Annotated in this window: 16 protein-coding genes, 1 pseudogene and 1 riboswitch; of the genes and pseudogenes, 7 read left to right on the top strand and 10 right to left on the bottom strand. The window is 70.1% G+C overall.

From position 1 onward, the window contains the following. Positions 1-35 precede the first annotated feature (35 nt). Together AB5J53_RS39530 and AB5J53_RS39525 are read right to left on the bottom strand one after the other, a co-directional pair. Positions 36-860 carry an intradiol ring-cleavage dioxygenase gene (locus tag AB5J53_RS39530; protein WP_369250408.1) on the bottom strand — a complete coding sequence of 275 codons (825 nt, stop codon included), beginning with the start codon at positions 858-860 and terminating at the stop codon, positions 36-38. Positions 861-2,227: 1,367 nt separating this feature from the next. After that, a complete protein-coding gene (locus AB5J53_RS39525) occupies positions 2,228-2,728 on the bottom strand; it encodes an SRPBCC family protein (protein ID WP_369250407.1) in 501 nt (166 codons plus the stop codon). A 142-nt stretch (positions 2,729-2,870) separates the two neighbouring features. On the opposite strand from AB5J53_RS39525, the gene AB5J53_RS39520 reads away from it, so the two are divergent. From AB5J53_RS39520 to AB5J53_RS39505, 4 genes are all read left to right on the top strand, one after another. After that, a complete protein-coding gene (locus AB5J53_RS39520; protein WP_369250406.1) occupies positions 2,871-3,770 on the top strand; it encodes a helix-turn-helix domain-containing protein in 900 nt (299 codons plus the stop codon). A gap of 184 nt (positions 3,771-3,954) precedes the next feature. Next, complete coding sequence (locus AB5J53_RS39515) at positions 3,955-4,923, top strand: SMP-30/gluconolactonase/LRE family protein (RefSeq protein WP_369250405.1); 969 nt, start codon at positions 3,955-3,957, stop codon at positions 4,921-4,923. A 143-nt stretch (positions 4,924-5,066) separates the two neighbouring features. Beyond that, positions 5,067-5,963, top strand: coding sequence for an MBL fold metallo-hydrolase (locus AB5J53_RS39510; RefSeq protein WP_369252747.1), 897 nt, complete (start codon positions 5,067-5,069; stop codon positions 5,961-5,963). A gap of 81 nt (positions 5,964-6,044) precedes the next feature. Continuing rightward, positions 6,045-7,490 carry a carboxylesterase/lipase family protein gene (locus AB5J53_RS39505; RefSeq protein ID WP_369250404.1) on the top strand — a complete coding sequence of 482 codons (1,446 nt, stop codon included), beginning with the start codon at positions 6,045-6,047 and terminating at the stop codon, positions 7,488-7,490. Here the strand turns inward: AB5J53_RS39505 and AB5J53_RS39500 are convergent. From AB5J53_RS39500 to AB5J53_RS39490, 3 genes are all read right to left on the bottom strand, one after another. After that, the gene (locus AB5J53_RS39500) at positions 7,445-7,666 is read right to left on the bottom strand and encodes a hypothetical protein (protein WP_369250403.1); all 222 of its coding nucleotides are present in this window, start codon (positions 7,664-7,666) and stop codon (positions 7,445-7,447) included. The genes AB5J53_RS39505 and AB5J53_RS39500 overlap by 46 nt on opposite strands. 158 nt (positions 7,667-7,824) lie before the next feature. Next, positions 7,825-8,589, bottom strand: a complete 765-nt coding sequence (locus tag AB5J53_RS39495) for a CbtA family protein (protein WP_369250402.1) — start codon at positions 8,587-8,589, stop codon at positions 7,825-7,827. Positions 8,590-8,646: 57 nt separating this feature from the next. Beyond that, the gene (locus AB5J53_RS39490) at positions 8,647-8,871 is read right to left on the bottom strand and encodes a CbtB domain-containing protein (RefSeq protein WP_189192273.1); all 225 of its coding nucleotides are present in this window, start codon (positions 8,869-8,871) and stop codon (positions 8,647-8,649) included. 32 nt (positions 8,872-8,903) lie between these two features. Then, a riboswitch (cobalamin riboswitch) is annotated at positions 8,904-9,059 on the bottom strand. A gap of 68 nt (positions 9,060-9,127) precedes the next feature. Here AB5J53_RS39490 and AB5J53_RS39485 point away from each other — a divergent pair. Continuing rightward, positions 9,128-9,700: a histidine phosphatase family protein gene (locus tag AB5J53_RS39485; RefSeq protein ID WP_369252745.1), complete on the top strand. Its 573-nt coding sequence runs from the start codon at positions 9,128-9,130 to the stop codon at positions 9,698-9,700. A 62-nt stretch (positions 9,701-9,762) separates the two neighbouring features. On the opposite strand, the pseudogene metE reads toward AB5J53_RS39485, so the two are convergent. The 4 genes and pseudogenes from metE to AB5J53_RS39465 all read right to left on the bottom strand — a co-directional run. Further along, positions 9,763-11,534, bottom strand: a pseudogene (gene metE, locus AB5J53_RS39480) (5-methyltetrahydropteroyltriglutamate--homocysteine S-methyltransferase); the annotation flags it as partial. 31 nt (positions 11,535-11,565) lie between these two features. Next, positions 11,566-12,135, bottom strand: coding sequence for an NUDIX hydrolase (locus tag AB5J53_RS39475; RefSeq protein WP_369250401.1), 570 nt, complete (start codon positions 12,133-12,135; stop codon positions 11,566-11,568). A 189-nt stretch (positions 12,136-12,324) separates the two neighbouring features. After that, a complete protein-coding gene (locus AB5J53_RS39470) occupies positions 12,325-13,233 on the bottom strand; it encodes a Clp protease N-terminal domain-containing protein (protein ID WP_369250400.1) in 909 nt (302 codons plus the stop codon). 286 nt (positions 13,234-13,519) lie between these two features. Further along, on the bottom strand, positions 13,520-14,122 hold the full coding sequence (locus AB5J53_RS39465) for a cation transporter (protein ID WP_369250399.1): 603 nt from the start codon (positions 14,120-14,122) through the stop codon (positions 13,520-13,522). 195 nt (positions 14,123-14,317) lie between these two features. Here AB5J53_RS39465 and AB5J53_RS39460 point away from each other — a divergent pair, with 195 nt between their 5' ends. After that, on the top strand, positions 14,318-15,097 hold the full coding sequence (locus AB5J53_RS39460) for an SDR family NAD(P)-dependent oxidoreductase (RefSeq protein ID WP_369250398.1): 780 nt from the start codon (positions 14,318-14,320) through the stop codon (positions 15,095-15,097). Between the two features lie 126 nt (positions 15,098-15,223). Here AB5J53_RS39460 and AB5J53_RS39455 read toward each other — a convergent pair whose 3' ends face one another. Beyond that, a complete protein-coding gene (locus tag AB5J53_RS39455) occupies positions 15,224-16,102 on the bottom strand; it encodes an alpha/beta fold hydrolase (RefSeq protein ID WP_369250397.1) in 879 nt (292 codons plus the stop codon). Positions 16,103-16,269: 167 nt separating this feature from the next. Between AB5J53_RS39455 and AB5J53_RS39450 the strand changes: the two genes are divergently transcribed. Further along, the gene (locus AB5J53_RS39450) at positions 16,270-18,267 is read left to right on the top strand and encodes a BTAD domain-containing putative transcriptional regulator (protein ID WP_369250396.1); all 1,998 of its coding nucleotides are present in this window, start codon (positions 16,270-16,272) and stop codon (positions 18,265-18,267) included.

The following is an 18,267-nucleotide window of genomic DNA, read 5'->3' as shown; positions in this document are numbered from 1 at the left end:
TCGAAGGGAAACCGACCACCGCTCGTGGGTGTGCGTCAGGGTGTGGCGGCGGGATCTATACCGAGCACGACGGTGCCGATCACTCCCTTACCGAGGTCGCTGCCCACCGGTGTGATGGTCAACAGGGTCGAGGATCCGCCGTTGCGGTAGATGCCGTCCCTCGCGTTGAGCGTGCGGGTGGCCGTATTGCTCCTGTAGGGAGCCAGGGCGGCGACCCTGGTGTTGTACGTCTCCGGGAAGTAGAGCTGGCCGGTGTGGGTGACATGGCCTCCCCGGTACACCCCGCCGGAAACGGTCCCGCCGACATGTGTCTTGACATGGATGTGCAGGGCACGGCCGACGTACCAGCCCGGGTAGATCGTGGTGAATTCCGCGACACCGGCGGAGTCGGTCAGTTGCACGCCACGCAGGAAGGTCGTATCCGGGGTGGAGCCGCCGGCCACGTATCCCGAGTAGATCCCCAGCGCGTCGCAGTGCCAGATGTCGACCGCCGTGTTGGGCAGAGGGGTGCAGGTCGTGATGTCGATCACCGTGATGCGGAGGGTGAGCGGTACGCCGGCCTTGCCCTCGGTGATGTTCTTGCGGACCGTCTCCAGGTCCAGGTAGTAAGGCCCCTCGGTCTGTTCGGGCGTGAGGACGCAGGCGGCGGCCGGCCGGGCGGGTGACTGGGCTGCGGCGTTCCGGTCCGTGGCAGCGGTTGATTGTGCCGTCGCGGAGCCCGTCAGCCCGAGGGCGGCCACTCCGAGGGTCGCGCCGCCCAGGGTGGCGATGACGGATCTGCGGGTTGCGCGGGCCGGACCGTCGGCGGGCTCAGGGGCGCGCTCCGGTTCCGTGGAAATGGGGTGGGGGGTATCAGTCATGCTTCGACAGTGGCGTGTGTGGCGGTCCACGGGATCGATCAAATGACCGGTGAATTGGGCGCGTTACGAAACTCACCGCGCCGACGTCCGACCGCCTGCGGATGGGTCGAGGTGTGCGGCCACTGGGGGTGCCGCAAGGGTTCGGGACTGCAGGGTGCTGCGAGCTGCTGTCTGGCTGTGGACGACCTACCGCCCCACCGGGTCGCAGTGCGGACCATCGAGGTCGCCAATTCAGTCGGTTAGAAGGGCGAGCCGTTGCTTGCGCTCGGCCACGGAGTCGGTCTAGGGCCGTCGCTCGAACAGCCCGGCTCAAGCAGCCTTGCCACTGCCCCCAGCACCCAGGATCGCACCCACTCTCCAACGCCTCACCGCTCGCCCCTCTCAAGCCGCGTCAGCGGCCAGCGCGGAGGCCGCCGCCGACGCGCAACCATGCTGAACCGGCCCCGATCCGCGAGGCCGCCGCGCCGACCCAGCCCGCCCACCACCCGTATTTTTTCTCCACCGGGCATGGGAGCAGGGGCAGCAGAGGGGATGTCAGACTCCCGACCACGCCAAATTAGGGGGCTGACCTGGGCCTACACACAGGCGCTGAGAGAAGGTAGGGAACGGTTGACGCAACAGTTAAGTTCAAGAGTTGTCGCAGCAGATGGTTCAACCGTTGTCGCCTCACCACCTCTGCTCATGGGAGATGGCTCGCTGTTCTCCCTGTCCCAGCCCGACGCTCGGCCTGCCGGATGCGGAGGGACCGTGGCCGCGCTGCGTGGCGAGAACCCGAGCAGATCGGGCACACCGCCGGGACCCGCTTCATCCGGATCACCGGGAACACCGTGCTGCGCACCATCAGACGAACGCTGCGCACTCGACCACAGAACGGCGTGTGCATCGTGTGCACTGGGCGCCGGAGACGACTGCGCAGCTGCGCAGTGCACGACCCGTTTGCCAGGAGGCGACTGCGACTTCCTCATTGGGCTGCGCTGGGCATCCCAACATGGCTATCGATAGCTTCATAGGAGCGCGCCCATCTGAGCTAGCCGTCGTTCTGCGTACGAGTTGGCCACGAGACACACGGATCTACCGGTCACGCACTGAATCGGTCTTGGTCAGGGCCGTGGTCGGGCGACCACGAGTGCAACCATGGCTTTTGTATCTGCTTCGTCATCCTGGTCGGGCTCCTTGGTCGGTGGTTGGGTCGGTGCCGACCGGTAGTGGCACTCGCAGCGGCAGGCCCTGCAACCTGGCGAGGACCAGGCCGAGCGTGTCGGTGATCAGGTGTCGTTTGCGTCCTTTGATCTAATGGGCGGTAGCTGGAGCCACTGAAGGCGCTTCCTCGACGCCGGCCGCCGTCGACGAAGCCACACCTGGGAACCTCACTCTTCGGCGATCCATTGGGCGAGGGAGATCAGGGTGGCTTCGACGCTGTTCGTCATGTAGTCGCGGAGTGCGTCGAGGTCGCCGCGGGTGGTGCCCAGCACCGGGTCGAGGCGGAGGAGTTGCCAGGACTGCTCGACGACGGTTCCGCGTCCCTGGGGGTGGAAGGTCCAACTCCACTGCACGATGCCGTCTTCGGCGCCGCCGACCACAAAGGTGAAGGCGTCGCCAGGGTCGGCTCGTACGACCTGGGAGCGGGTGGTCCATTCCCTGCCGTCCTTCTGATTACGGCCGCTGAACCAGGCGCCGACCCGAGGCCCGGCGCCCTGGTCGAACGTGACGTCGGTCGCGTTGGGGCTCCAGCGGCCGATCGCGGACACGTCACTGACCAGGTCATAGACCCGGGCGGGTGCGGCATCGACCCATGCGCGTCTGGTGAAGGCGAAGCCCGATGCGTCCAGAGCCTCGGAGAGGTCGTGTTCGCTGGTGGTGGCGCTCAAGGCGTCCTCCTGGGTGCGTGCGGGATGGTGCCGGGTCGGCGACGCCCACGTCATCACCAGTCCTGCTGGGGAGCCAGACCCGCTGGTGCCTATCCACAGCCGGGGCAGGCTGTGCGTTTCGAGTCGGCCCATACTCGGATCCATGACCGGAAAATCGCAGCTCGGGGACTTCCTGCAGGCGCGGCGCTCCCAGCTGCGTCCCGAGGATGTCGGGGTGCCCACCTACGGGGAGCGTCGGCGTGTGCCGGGTCTTCGGCGCGAGGAGTTGGCGCTGCTGGCGGGTGTGAGCGCCTCCTACTACACCCGGCTGGAGCAGGGGCAGTCACTGAACGCGTCGGCCGAGGTGCTGGAAGCGATCGCCGGGGCTCTGCGGTTGGACGAGTCCGAGCGGCGGTACTTGCACGCCCTGGCCCGGGCGGACAGGAATCGCACTCGGGGCCGGCGGCCTGCGCCGGAGCGTGTGACGGAGGCGACGGCTCAGTTGATGGACGTGCTGGCGGACGTTCCCGCGATCGTGCTAGGTCTGCGCAGTGACGTGCTGGCGTGGAATCGCCTGGGTCACGCGCTGTTCGCCGGGCACCTGGACCCTGGTGCCCCGGACCTGTCGGCGCAGCGTCCCAACATGGCCAGACTGGTGTTCCTCGACTGTCATACCCGCGACCTGTACGCGGACTGGCCGAGCAAGGCCCGGGCGGTGGTGGGGAATCTGCGCCTGGTGGCGGCCCAGCATCCGCAGGACACAGCATTGCATGCGCTTCTGGGTGAACTGAGCGCCAAGAGCACTGAGTTCGCCTCGATGTGGGCCGACCACCGGGTCAAGGCGTGCACCGTCGCCGCCTATGAGATGCGGCACCCGCTGGTCGGCCCGCTGACCGTCGTTCAGCAGACCCTGAGTCAGGGGCCGGGCCCCACCATGGTGGTCGCCACCACGGAGGCGGGCTCGACCTCGCGGGCCGCGCTGGCCCTGCTCGCCCAGGCCATCACTCAGGACACCATCCCGGCCGACCCGGCGCAGACGGCGCCACGGGCCGGCGCCGGCTGACCTCACACAACGCCACCAGGCGCTCGGCCGACACTTGCGAGCACCCGTCCCCACCCCGGGCACAGCCGACGACCAGCCGCCGGCATCAGCCCCCCGGGGCCTCATGGCCGCGAGCGGAATCCACCTGTCCCCACGCGTGCGTCGGCGTGTTGCTGCCGCATGCCCGAAAACCAGTGAAGGAACCATGTTCAAGAAGCTCTCCGCGTCCGCCGTGTCGGCGGCTGTCCTTGTCGCGGCCGCTGCCACAGCGCTCAGCCCGGCTGCGGCGTCGGCGGAGTCCGCCCCGCTGAGCAGCGCCCGGATCGCCATGCGCTTCGACCTGGCCAAGGGCCAGACGCCGGAGAACATCGCCCTGGCACCGGGCGGCGCCGCGTACATCACCTTCGCCAAGGGCCGCCAGGTCGCCGAGGTCTCCCCCAACGGCACCACCCGGATCCTGGCCACCCTGCCCAAGCCCGCCGACGGCGGTATCCACGCCCCGGTCCTGGGCTTCCCGCTGACCGTCGGCATCGTCCGTGCCCACGACGGCACCCTGTACTTCCTGTACGCCACTGGCACCCCCGACCTCACCGGCGTGTGGCGCCTTCGCCCCGGCGGCCAAGCGCAGCGCATCGCCGCGCTACCCGCGGACGGCCTGCCCAACGGCCTGACCCTGGACCCGCGCACCCACACCCTCTACGTCACCGACTCCGTGCTGGGCACCGTCTGGAGCCTGCCCACCACCGGCGGCACCCCCACCGCCTGGTCCACCGCCCCCGAACTGGCCTCCACTGGCTTCCTCGGCGCCAACGGCCTGAAGATCCACAACGGCGCGGTCTGGGCCACCAACCTCGACAAAGGCACCATCCTGCGCATCCCCATCCTCCAAGACGGGCGCGCCGGTTCGGTCCGGACCGAGGCCACCGGCCTGCCAGGGATCGACGACTTCGCCTTCACCGGCCACGGCGACCAGCTGCTGGCCGCCCTCAACGGCCCCGGCGAGGTCGCGCTCGTCCAGCCCGACGGCAGCCACTCCATCGTGCTGACCCCGGCCGACGGCCTGCAGAACCCCACGTCCATCGCCCTGCGCGGCGACACCGTCTACGTGCTGAGCGCCGCCTACGTCACCGCCAAGGACCCCAACCTTCTCCTCGCCCACCTGAACGACGACTAGCACCGCGTCGGCCGGAAGCGCACACCCGGGGAAGCACACCGGCTCCCCTGGCCGCCCCGCTCTGTCGACACCCGGGTCGGCCGGTCACGGCCACCCCCGGTCTCCCGAGAAGACCCGCACGTCAGGAGAACGCCATGCAGACCATGCACGAGCTCGAACTCGGCGATGTCACCGTCACCCGCATCGAGGAGATGCACGGTCCGATCATGCCCCCGGACCAGTTCTTCCCCGACCTGCCCGAGCATGCCTGGCAGGAACACCGCGAGATGCTGGTGCCCGACCATCTGGGTGCCGACGACGCCATGGTCCACGTCGCCATGCAGACCTGGCTGCTGCGCAGCGAGGGCAGGACCATCCTGGTCGACACCGGCGTCGGCAACGACAAGTCCCGCCCGGCCGTCTCCGGATGGGACCACCTGCGGCTGGACTACCTCGGCAACCTCGCCCGCGCCGGTGTGCGGCCCGAAGACGTCGACCTGGTGGTCAACACCCACCTGCACGTCGACCACGTCGGCTGGAACACCCGCCTGATCGACGGCGCCTGGGTGCCCACGTTCCCGAACGCCACCCACCTGATGCCCAAGGCCGACTTCAACTTCTGGAACCCGGAGAACAACCCGGACATCGCCGGCGGCGTCAACGAGAACGTCTTCGAGGACAGCGTCGCCCCCGTGCACGCCGCGGGACAGGTCCAGCTGTGGGAGACAAGCCACCGCATCGACGCGAGCCTGCGCCTGGAAGCAGCCCCCGGCCACACGCCCGGGTCCAGCGTCGTCAAGCTGGCCTCCGGCAGCGACCGTGCCCTGTTCGCCGGCGACCTGATGCACACTCCCCTGCAGGTCATGCAGCCCGACCACAACAGCTGCTTCTGCCAGGACCCGGACCAGGCCCGCACAACCCGCCGCAGGCTGCTCGGCTGGGCCGCCGACGCCAACGCCCTCGTCCTGCCCGCCCACTTCAGCGGCCACAGCGCCCTCGAAGTCGAGGACAAGGGCAGCGGATTCGTGATCAAGAAGTGGGCGCCGATCACCCGGTACTGACCCCGATTCCACCCCGCCGCCGCTCCGGCCACCCCGGAGCGGCGGCATCCACGTGAGCAACCAGCAGCGAGGAGATCCGAGATGGCACCCGCCGATCCCGCCACCGTCACCACCACCTCAGGCCCGATCCGCGGTCGCCGCCACGGACATGGGACTGTCTTCCTCGATGTGCCCTATTGCGCACCGCCTGTCGGACGCAGGCGCTTCGCCGCGCCGAGCCCGCACGAACGGTGGACCGGGATCCGTGACGCGACGCGGCCGGGACCGACCGCGCCCCAGCCCACCCGGGACTCCTTCGGCACCCTCGACATGTCGCCCTACTTCGGCCCGGGCTGGCAGCGCGGGGACGACTACCTCACCGTGAACATCTGGGCCCCGCAATCCGATGGACCGACCCGGCCGGTCATGGTGTTCGTGCACGGCGGAGGGTTCGTCGCGGGCTCCAGCCGTGCACCGCTTTACGACGGAACGGCTTTCGCCCGCGACGGCGTCGTGCTGATCACCGTCAACTACCGCCTGGGCATCCCCGGCTTCCTGCACCTGCCTGACGCTCCGGACAACCGCGGCATGCTCGACGTCCTGGCCGCCCTGCACTGGATCCGGGAGAACGTCGCCCGCTTCGGCGGTGACCCCGGCAACGTCACGCTCTTCGGCCAGTCCGCCGGAGCCATCATCGTCGGCGGCATCCTCGCCGACCCGGCCTCGGCCGGCCTCGTCCGACGGGCGATCATCCAGAGCGGCACCGGCACCGGCGCCTTCACTCCCGACCAGGCCGGCATTGTCACCGCGGCGGTCGGACGCGAGCTGGACCTTGAACCCACAGTCAAAACCCTGGCCGAGATCCCCGACGAGCGCCTCGTCGCCGTCATGGCCGGCCTGACCGGCTTGGACCTGCGCACGTCCACCCACCACGACCCGCTCGGCGGCATCACCTCCTTCAGCCTGGTCAGCGAGCGCCAGCCGGCCACCGCGGTCGCCGCCGGCCAGGGAGACGAGGTCGACTTGCTGATCGGCGCCAATCTCGACGAGGGCAGTCTCTACCTTGCCCCGTTGGGACTCCTGGCGAGCACCACCGATGCCGATGTCCGGGACACCGCGGCGCAGTTCCACCCCGACCCCGACGAAGCCGTCCGTGCCTACCGAGCACAGCACCCATCCGCCTCAGCCGCCGACCTGCGCACCACCATCCTCGGCGACGGGCTGTTCACAGCCGGCTCCCGGCAGATGGCCGCCGCACACGCGAGCGCTGCGGCCGGACGGACGTACTGCTACGAATTCGTCTGGCGCTCCGACGCGATCGACGGGCGACTGGGCGCCAGCCATGTCATGGAGTTGCCGTTCGTCTTCGACCGCCTGTCCCTGCCATCACTGCGCGGCCCACGAGGGCTCCTCGGCAACGCCGAACCGTCAGCCCCCCTCGCCGCCCGGATCCACCGATCGTGGATACGGTTCGCTGAGACCGGCAATCCCGGCTGGCCCGTCTACGAACCGGCCGAGGGCCACGTCCAGCACATCGGCGTCGCCTGACCGCCGACCGTGGGCAAGGCGCCGCGCACTGCGCGCCGGTGGCCGGTGGCCGGTGGCCGGTGGCCGGTGGCCGCGAAGATACCCGAGCCGATGGCGGCGACGGACGCGGAGAACCGCCGGTTGCGGAAGTAGGTGACGTCGAGGGAGGGATGGTCGCTGCGGGCCTCGTACACCATGAAGCCCGAACCCTACGAACTTGGATGTGGCCGGTCGAGCTCGGCCACGAGAGACTCACCGCGGCCTACAAGTCCCTCTCGCTCAACGCCGTTGGGCCGTCCGGCGTGCCAGATGGCAGGCCTGACGGCGCAACGGAGTTCAGCGTTCAGCGGGGGTGTCAGTGCGCCGCGGTTGCGGCGCCGGTCGTCGTGCCGGTGCTGGTCTTCGCCACCGGACGAGGGGACAGGAGGCGTTCGGCGAGGTGGCCGAAGACCAGGCCGAAGGACACCCACAGGGTGGCCTGGATGGCCAGGGCCGCCAGGCGGAACTGCCACAGCAGGGTTGCCGAGAAGTCCTTGGGTACCTCGTTGATGGCGGGCAGGAAGGCGTAGGCGAGACCGACGGCCGCGACGAAGGCCGCCGCCGCGGCCACCGTGGCGTACCAATTGCCCAGGCGCGGGGCCAGGCGCTTGCCGAGGATCGTCGCCGCGACGGCGAGGAGCACGCTCAGCGCGACCATCAGGAAGTACAAAGTGGTGCGCTTGCCGATGGTGTCGGGGTCGCCCACGGACGGCGGGTTGGCCGGGTACTTCAGGAACGGGACGACGTATACGGCAATCAGCGCGGCCATGGAGACCAGGGCCGCTGTGGCGCGCGGGCCGAAGCGGCCGATGCGGCCCAGGGCGACGCAGACGGCCAGGCCCGCGATGCCGCCGATGGCAACGCCGTAGATCAGGACACCGGTGGCCAGACCGGCGGTCGACTGCATGGTGCGGCTGACGAGTTCCACGCCGTGCTCATGGCTGTGGCCCTCTTCGTAGGCGATGGCGGAGTCCACGCGGGGCTCGCCGAGCAGGTAGGAGACGATCAGCGCCAGCACGCCGGCGGCGAGGCCGGCGAGCATGCCGCGGACGAGTAGCGCCCTTACCGATATGGAGTTCATGGTCTTCTTCGATTCCCCTGGGGACGAGGCCGAGACTGGTGAGCGGTGTCAGCTGTGTCAGTGGCAGGGGAAGCCGAGCAGGTGGCGGCCGTCGTGCACCCACTCGTGCACGTTCTCGCCGGAGATCAGGGCGGTGGCGCCCTGCTCGGCTCCGACGAAGTACAGGAGGATCAGCGCGAGGATGCCGATGAAGGCCGCCCACGGCGCGATCGCCTTGAGGGAGATGGGGGTGATCTCCGACACCTGGGGTGCGCTCGGCGCGGGAATGGCGGACTGGGCCATGGCGGAACCTCCTGGGAACAACGCGTCCCGGTCATTGGTGCTCGTCCGACGGCCTGGGTCTGACTCGTCCGACATGGGCCCCGGAGTGCGGGTCCTGTGCCGGACATACAGTGGCGCGACCGTGCCGGATTCTCACCGGACTTCCATACGCCGTCGATGTCCATGAGACCGTAGCGCGCGACGGCCACGGCCGCTACGGCGCATGTGGCGCAATGCGCGCCCCTAGTTGGGCGAATTGGTGCAGATGAAGGGAATGTTGGTGGCGCGTATCACCCTGGTGTCGCCGGCGGTCAACGCGGCCCTGCGACAGGTCCGGTTCGACGACGCGCCGCTGGACGAGTCGGCCGCACGGCGGGCCCGTGCGGCCGCGGATGCCCTGCCACCGCACGAAGTGATGCTCACCGCCCCGTCGGAGCGGTGCCGCGGTACCGCCGAAGCCCTCGGCCTGGATGCCGCTGTGGTACGGGAGTTGCGGGATCTCGATGTGGGTCGCTGGCGGGGCCGGTCGCTGGACGAGCTCGCCCAGGAGGCGCCGGAGGGGATCGCCGAGTGGCTGGCCGATCCGGCCGTGACGCCGCACGGCGGTGAGTCGGTGGTGGATCTGGTGGACCGCGTCGGGAACTGGCTGGAGTCGTGGTCCGGGCACGGCGGGCGGATCCTCGCGGTTGCCGAGCCCGCCGTCGTACGGGCGGGCCTGGTGCACGCGCTCGCGGTCCCCGCGCAGACCTTCTGGCGGCTCGACGTCGCCCCGTTGAGCGTGACGGAGCTCAGCGGCCGGTCAGGACGGTGGAATCTGCGCTGCGGGCGGCCGTTGACCGCAGCCGAGTAAAAGGCGCAGGGGGGAGGGGCCGCCGTGGGACCGTTCGCTCCATCACGGCGGCCCCTCGTGTGTCAGGACTCGGTGCCGGTCAGGGTGGAGCGGACCTGGCGGGCGGCGGTGACGAGGTTCTCCAGGGGGCGCGGACCTCGGGCCAGCCGCGGGTCTTCAGGCCGCAGTCGGGGTTGACCCAGAGCCGTTCGCTCGGGATGGCCTCAAGTCCCTTGTACAACGAGGCAGTTGACTCGTCGGTGCTGGGGATGCGCGGTGAGTGGATGTCGTAGACGCCGGGGCCGACCTCGCGCGTAACCGGCCGCGGCGAGTTCGTCGGCGACCTGCATGTGGGAGCGGGCGGCCTCCAGGCTGATGACGTCGGCGTCGAGGTCGTCGATGGCCTGGACGATGTCGCCGAACTCGGCGTAGCACATGTGCGTGTGGATCTGGGTGTCCGGGCGAACGCCGGACGTCGTCAGGCGGAACGCCTCCGTGGCCCACTGCAGGTAGCCGGGCCGGTCCGCCACCCGCAGTGGGAGCGTCTCCCGCAGCGCGGGCTCGTCGACCTGGATGACCGAAGTCCCGGCCGCCTCAAGGTCGCCCACCTCCTCCCGCAGGGCCAGCGCGACCTGACGGGCGGTGTCGGCGAGCGGCTGGTCGTCGCGGACGAAGGACCAGGCGAGCATGGTGACCGGGCCGGTGAGCATGCCTTTGACCGGGCGGTCGGTGAGGGACTGGGCGTACGTCGTCCAGCGCACCGTCATCGGGTCGGGGCGGGAGATGTCGCCGACCAGGATCGGCGGGCGTACGTAGCGCGTGCCGTAGGACTGGACCCAGCCGTGCTGGGTGGCGAGGTAACCGGTGAGCTGTTCGGCGAAGTACTGGACCATGTCGTTGCGTTCGGCTTCGCCGTGGACCAGGACGTCGAGGCCGGCCTTGTCCTGGAAGGTGATGACCTCGCGGATCTCGGCCTCGATGCGCTGCTCGTACGCCACCGCGTCGATTCGTCCGGCCCTCAAGTCCGCGCGGGAGAAGCGCAGTTCGTCGGTCTGCGGGAAGGAGCCGATGGTGGTCGTCGGCAGCAGCGGCAGGCGCAGGTGGGCACGTTGAGCCGTGACCCGTTCGGAGTATGGCTGGGAGCGGCGGGCGTCAGCGCCGGTGATCGCCGCGGCCCGGGCGCGCACGGCGGGATCGTGAGTGAGGGCGGATCCGGCTCGGGAGGCGAAGTCGGCACGGTTGGCCTTGAGTTGGGCGGCGATCGCGCAGGTGCCCTCGGTGAGGCCGCGGGCGAGCGTGGCGATCTCGGTGGTCTTCTGGCGGGCGAAGGCCAGCCAGCGGGCGGTCCGCGGGTCCAGGCCGGGTTCGTCGGCGGCGTCCAGGGGGACGTGCAGGAGGGAACAGGAGGCGGCCACGTCCACGCGGCCGGCGAGGCAGAGGAGGGTGCCCAGGGTGGACAGGGACTTTCCGAGGTCGTTGATCCAGACGTTGCGGCCGTCCACGACACCCGCGGCCAGGCGCTTGCCGGGCAGGCCGCCGACGAACGCCAGGTCGTCGAGGTTGGCCGCGGCGGGTCCGGTGAAGTCGAGGGCGAGCCCGTCGACCGGGGCCTTGACCAGGACGGGCAGGGCTTCTTCGAGCCGGTCGAAGTAGGAGGCGATCAGAGGAGTTTTGGCCGGTCGGCGAGGGCGCCGAGTTCGCGGTAGGCACGGGCGGCGGCCTTCAGTTCGGCCGGGGTGCGGTCCTGGACGAGGGCGGGCTCGTCGAGCTGAACCCAGTCAGCGCCGGCTGCCCGCAGGTCTGCCAGCACCTCGGCGTACACGGGGAGCAGCCGGTCCAGCAGGGTCAGCGGCTGCGGTACAGGCGGTTCGCTGAAATCCTCCGCCTCAGCGCCCGTTCTCTTCGGCTACGTCGCTGTGCTCGGCGGCGAGTGCCAGGTCCAGCAGGAGGGTCACGATCTCCTTGCGCCGCCAGGACAGGGCGTCGATGGCCTCGTGCGGCGGGAGCAGGCGGCGGTCCACGGTCTCGTGTCGGGGGCGCCACGGGTCGCACTCGATCCTCGCCCACCAGCGGGTCTGGTAGTGGCTGGTGGGGCCGGACGGTGCCTGGGGATCCCAGACGTGCTGGCAGGCGAGGTAGCGGCTGCGGATCACCCGGGCACACGCTTCCTCGGCGACCTCGCGGACCAGGGTCTGGGCGGGCTCCTCGCCCGGCTCGACCTGGCCGCCCGGCAGATTCCAGAATCCGTCGTCGGTGGCGACCAGCACGACCTGTCCCTCGGGCGTGAAGCAGAAGCCGTAGGACTGGGTGACGAGCCGTCCGGGTGGATACCAGCCCGACGCCATCAGGGTGAAGGCGGCGGGCCGGTCGACGTCGTCGACGGGCTGCGGACCGATACGCGGATCGACAGGACCACCCGGATCTCCGGCCGTGGTGGACACGAGGTCGTCGGGCACGGGTCCTCCTTCACTGTCGAGGCCGACCGGATTCGGTGCGGCTGGTCCGGTCCGTCGGCGTGCAGATCCGGATCCGCACACCGACGTGTCGGGGTGGGCATCGCGGCCCATCGTCCCAAATGACCGAAACTGCGGGCTCCCACAGCCCGCGTGCAGGTGTGGGAGGCCCCCGGGGCCGAGAGGGGCGATTCAGTGAGCGGGTCCGACGTCCGCGGGCTGGGCGAGGATCTCGCCGCACAGGGCGACACAGTCCGCGCAGATCCACACGTCCGGTCCCGCGACCAGGCGGCGCTCGGCGCTGCGCGGGTGGCCGCAGAAGGAGCAGCGGGCGGAGGTGTCGTCGGGGCGGCGCTTGCGGCGGGCGCGACGGCCGAAGGCGGTACGGGGGATGTCGATGTAGCAGTGGAGCTGACGCTTGATGTCGGCGGGGTCGATGCCGATGTCGTTGAGGACTCGGCGGGCGCGGGAGCCGGGGTTGGTGGCGATGACGGCGAGCAGCTGTGCGGTGTTGACCACGACCGGGGCACAGACGGGCGTACGTTCGGTGGCCAGTTGTTCCGCGACGGCGAGAGCCGCCTTCGCCTCGGCGGAGAACACCGGCTCCCCGGTCCTTGCCGCACGGGTGGGGTAGTCGAAGAGGCGGCGGCTCGCGTCACGGATCTTGTCGCGGGTGACTCCGAGTTGCTCCAGCGTGGCGGCGGCCACGCCGTCGGTGAGCAGGCCGAGCAGGAGGTGCTCGGTGCCGGCCTCGGTGAGACCCTCGGTCTCGGCCTCGGCCAGCGCGGCCGCCAGGCCGTTGCTGAGGTCGCGGCCGCGGATCAGACCGACCGTCGCGGGCGCCTCCTGGATACGGTCGACGCGGTCCGCGTACTTCTGGCGCGCCGCCTGGCGGGAGACGCCGAGACGTTCGCCGATCGCCGTCCAGGAGTGTCCGGCGGCGCGCACCTGCCGTACGACCTGGTCGACGGCCTCGTCCGCTTGACCCGACAGGTCCTGGGTGACGGCGACGACGGCGTCCAGGAGCGCGAGTTCGTCGTCACTGCCGGCGCGGGCGTGGGCCGCTGCGATGAGCTGCTCCACAGTGGGCTTCTCGCTCATACCGACAACCGTAGGTTGTCACTGACGGAGCGACAACCCCTCGTTGTCACTTGCTGGTTGGGCCGCCGATGATGCTGCGGATGTGGGCGTCCGTGCAGCCTTGCCGTTTCCACGACCGAGGCGATGCGGGTCGGCGGTCTGCCCGCCCTGCGCCCTGCGCGAACCGCTCGTCGAACACCCGGGGCTCGCCTCCGCCAGGATCATCGAACCCACGCCCGCGGGATGCGCCGAGCAAACCCGCAGTCTTTCTCCACATCGCCATCGAATCGCCATCGACAGGAGCAGCTCAGTGGGTCAGGGCGGCGCGCGCTTCCTTGATCCCGTAGTAGACGATGACGTAGCCGGCCAGTGGGTCGGCCCACCAGAAGCCGAGGGTCGAGTTCAGGACCAAGCCGAGCAGGACGGCGGTGGCCAGCAGGCCGTCGATCAGGGTGACACGGCCTTCGGTCTTGAGCACCGGGTTGTCGATCGCCGCGCCGATACGGGCCTTGCCCCAGGCCAGGGCGAACATCACCACGGCGGTGACCGTGGTCCAGGCGATCCCTGCCGGGCTGCGGTGGGCGTGAAAACCAGTGGCCAGGACCCAGGTCGACTGCACCAGCAGGTAGAGCGCCAGCGCAATGAATCCCGCGCCGATCAAGCGCATGGCCTTGCGCTGCCGGTCCACTCCGGTGCCCGACAGCTCCCAGATCACCACGGTCGAGGCGCCGATCTCGATCAGGGAGTCCAGGCCGAAGCCTGCCAGGGCCACTGAGCGCGCCGCGACGGCGGCGAACGCGAGCACGACGATTCCGATGACGTTCCAGAACAAGGTGGCCCATTCGAGGGCGAACCCCCTCCGCAACAGGCGGTCGGTGCCCGCGGACGCTGCAGGAGAATTCGAGGCCATGACGGGCATCTTCGCAGGCCCGATCGCCCGATCGTCCACTTCCCCGTCCAGCCGAACCGTGACCCCGCTGTTGAGTTGGTTCTGACTGCGTGTCCGTGACGGCTACGGCGAATGCAGGCCGGCGACACGTCATCGGGCTGGTGCCCCACGGAACCGCCAGAGTTCTCATCGGCGGCCACCGTCTAGGGTGCGGGCATGATCTCGCATAGCTACCTCTCCGAACTGTTCTCGCTGGACGGCCGGGTCGCCGTGGTGACGGGCGGCAGTTCCGGCATCGGCCGAGCCATCGCCGGGGCTCTCGCGCGAGCGGGGGCGAGCGTGGTGATCGTGGCGCGCAAGGAGTCGGAACTGGCCGCCACGGTCGACGAGCTGGCGGCCGACGGCTGCCGGGCGGCCTGGGTGAGCGCGGACCTGAGCACCCGCGATGGGGTGCGCGCGGCGGCGGAGCAAGCGGCCGAAGTGTTCGGCGAGCCCGACATTCTCGTCAACAGCGCCGGGATCAACCTGCGGCCGCCGATGAGCGAGCTGGACGAGGAGGTGTGGGACACCACGATGGCGGTGAACCTGGAGGCGCCCTACTTGTTGGGCCGGCGGTTCGGGCCCGGCATGGCCGAGCGGGGCTTCGGGCGGATCATCCACATCACCTCCCAGCAGGCGCACCGGGCGTTCGTCCAGAGCGGCGCCTACGGGGTCTCCAAGGGGGCGCTGGAGTCGCTGGCCCGCTCTCAGGCCGAGGCGTGGTCGCCACACGGCGTCACCTGCAACACGCTGGTGCCCGGATTCGTCATGACCCCGCTCAACGCGCGGTTGTCGTCCGACCCGGAGAAGGTGGCGGCGCTGGCCGCGCGCACGATGGTCGGGCGCAACGGCCTGGCCGAGGACTTCGCCGGAGCGGCGGTGTTCCTGGCCGGCCGCGCCTCCGGCTACGTCACAGGACAGTCGATCTTCGTCGACGGCGGGTTCTCCGTTCACTGAGCCCGACATCGCGTGAAAGTCTCTGCGAGCCCGCCGCGTACGTCCTGGGAGCAGGACGTCGTCGACGATGCGGTGCACCGTCATGACGGGAGCACGAGCATGAGGAAGAAGCCGGGCTCCCCGCGGCTAACGCGCCAGCAGGTCCCTCAGTGCTTCGGCGATGTCGGTGGGAGCCTCCTCGGCCATGAAGTGGCCGCACGAGACGGTGGAGTGCCGCAGGTCGGACGACCACGCTCCCCACACGGTGGCGGCTTCATAGCCGAGCGCGGCGCCCCAGTCCTGCTGAAGGACGGTCACGGGCATGGTCAGCTTGTTGCCGGCCGCGCGGTCGTCCTGGTCGTGTTCGACGTCGATACCGGCGGAAGCGCGGTAGTCGGCGACGATCGAGGGCACCGCGTTGCGGCAGGCCCGCAGATAGGCGGCGCGGATGTCGCCCGGAATGGCTTCGGGGTCGTTGGCCCACAGATCGAGGAAATGACCGAAGAACGCGTCTGCGCTGGCGGCGATCATCCGCTCGGGCAGACCGGCCGGCTGGGCCATGAGGTACAGGTGGAAGCCGACGGCCGCGGTCGTGCCGTGCAGCGCTTCCCACATGTCGACCGTGGGCAGCACGTCGAGGCAGGCCAGGTGAGTGATCGCGTCGGGGTGGTCCAACCCCGCCCGGAAGGCCACCAGGGCCCCGCGGTCGTGACCGGCCAGAGCGAAGCGGTCGTGTCCCAGCTTCTTCGCCAGGGTGACGATGTCGCGTGCCATGGTCCGCTTGGCGTAGGTGTCGGGGCCGTCTGCCGCCGGCTTGCCGCTGTCTCCGTAGCCGCGCAGGTCGGGGCAGATGACGGTGTGGTCGGCAGCGAGGTCCGTGGCGACGTGCCGCCACATCAGATGGGTCTCGGGGAAGCCGTGGAGAAGCACGATCGGTGTGCCGGAGCCGCCGACGGCGACGCTGAGCGAGACATCGTCGGTCACCGCTACGCGCTGATAGTCGAATCCGGTGATGGTGGGTTCCATGGCTGGGCTCTTTTCGTTCCGGTGGGGCTTGGTCATCCGGTTGTCCGCGACGTGTCCCGGTCACTCGATGCGTCCAGCGTGCGGGGCCTCAATGAGCAGCCAATGAACGACGGACACGCTGTACGTTGAGCCAGGAGCGGGAGCAGCGGAGAAGGACGGACGCCGGCATGCGCATGGACTTCGGGGTCCTGGGGCCCGTCCTGGCCTGGGACGAGACCGGAGAAGCCGTCTCCCTCAAGGGACCGATGCACCGCGCGGTGCTGGCCCGTCTCATCGTGGCCCGCCGCCACGTCGTACCGGTCTCGCGGCTGGTGGAGGATCTGTGGGAGGAGCCGCCCGCGGACGCGGTCGGCACGATCCGGACTTTCGTCGCCGGCCTGCGCCGCTCCCTCGAACCCGACCGGCCACCTCGGGCCCCGGCCCGGCTTCTGGTCACCGAAGGCCCCGGCTACGCGCTCCGGGCAGCACACGACGATGTCGATGCCTGGCGGTTCGAGAAGGCCGTGGGTTCCGGGGCCGGTCTTCGTCCCGCGGACCTCGTGTCCCGGCTCACCGACGCGCTGGGCACGTGGCGGGGGCCGGCCTACGTCGATTTCGCGGACGAGCAGTGGGTCCGCGCAGAACGCTCCCGCCTGACCGAACTGCGCCTCCATGCCGTCGAGCGCCGTGCCGAAGCGCAGATCGCCCTGGGCGCGGCCGCCGAGGCCGTACCGGATCTGGATGCCCATGTTGCCGAGCATCCGTGGCGCGAGGACGCCTGGCACCTTCTCGCACTAGCCCTGTATCGGTCCGGACGGCAGGCGGACGCGCTGTCCGTGGTCCGTCGCGCGCGGCAGATGCTCAGAGATCACCTGGGAGTGGATCCCGGCCCGAGGCTGCGCCGTCTGGAAACGGACGTGCTGCAGCAAGCCGATCACCTGGACCCCGGGCCCGGCGGAACGGCGGACCAGGTCTGGGCTCAGGCGGCAGCCGCCTACGAGAGCGCCGTCGCCTCCCGTGCCCGGACGCGGCTGGAGTCCACCGCCGGCCTGATGCGCGACCTGGCGGTGACGGGAGGGGGCGGACTGGAGGCCGCCCGGCGCCACCGGGTGGCGGCCGTGGCCGCGGCGGAGCAGCTGGGCGACCCCGAACTCACGGCCCGGGTGATCGGCATCTACGACGTGCCCGCGATCTGGACCCGGTCGGACGACCCGGTGCAGGCCGAGTGGTTGGTGGGCGCGGCGGAACGGACCTTGCGGCTCCTGCCGGCCGCTAACCACGGGGCGGTATATGGGCGGCTGCTCGCCACCATCGCCGTGGAGTCCCGCGGAACTCTCCCCACCGAACCAGCGGCTACGGGGGCAGGTGCGCACGCATTTCAGGCCGCCCGGCAGGCGGAGCAGATCGCACGGCGCCTCAACAACCCGTCGCTGCTGGCCTTCGCCCTGAACGGCCTCTTCATGCAGACGTTTCACCGGGCCGGTCTGGCTGCCCGACGCGATGCGATCGGCGCCGAAGTGGTGTCCCTGTCATCGCACAACAACCTCGTCACGTACGAGGTACTGGGCCACCTGATTCGCCTGCAGTCACGATGCGCGCTCGCCGACTTCTCCGGAGCCGACCGGCACGCGGAGGCTGCGAACACGCTGTCCGAACGACACGAACTACCGCTCGTGTCCGTCTTCACCACGTGGTACCGAGCATTGCGCGCCTCCATGACGCAGCCCCTGCGGGCGGCCGAGTCCGCGTACGAGGAGGCTGCCGGCTGCTTGGACGGGTCCGGTATGCCGGGGCTGCAACGCGGCCTGCTGCCCCTGGCCCGGCTGAGTCTCTACGTCCGCCACAGCCGGCCGGCACTCATCGGCCGGATGGACGGGCAGACCGATTGGGGCCCCTACGAACCCTGGGTGCGTCCCGTCCTGCTCGTATCCCAAGGACATGACGACGATGCCCGCCACGCTCTGCGGGACATCGCCTCCCCACCGCGCGATCTGTTGTTCGAGGCACTCTGGTGTCTTCTCGCGCAGGCGGCGATCCGTGTGGGCGACCACACGATGATGCAGCGTGCGTATACACAACTGCAGCCCGCTTCCTCCGAACTCGCCGGAGCCGGAAGCGGCCTGATCACCCTCGGCCCGGTGTCCGAACAGCTGGACGCTCTGGCCTCGGCACTCGCCCGTCCATAG

It is taken from the genome of Streptomyces sp. R41 (genome assembly GCF_041053055.1).
GTDB lineage: Bacteria > Actinomycetota > Actinomycetes > Streptomycetales > Streptomycetaceae > Streptomyces.
The sequence above is the reverse complement of the archived record's forward strand: the minus strand, read 5'-3'. Positions and strand labels throughout refer to the sequence as shown.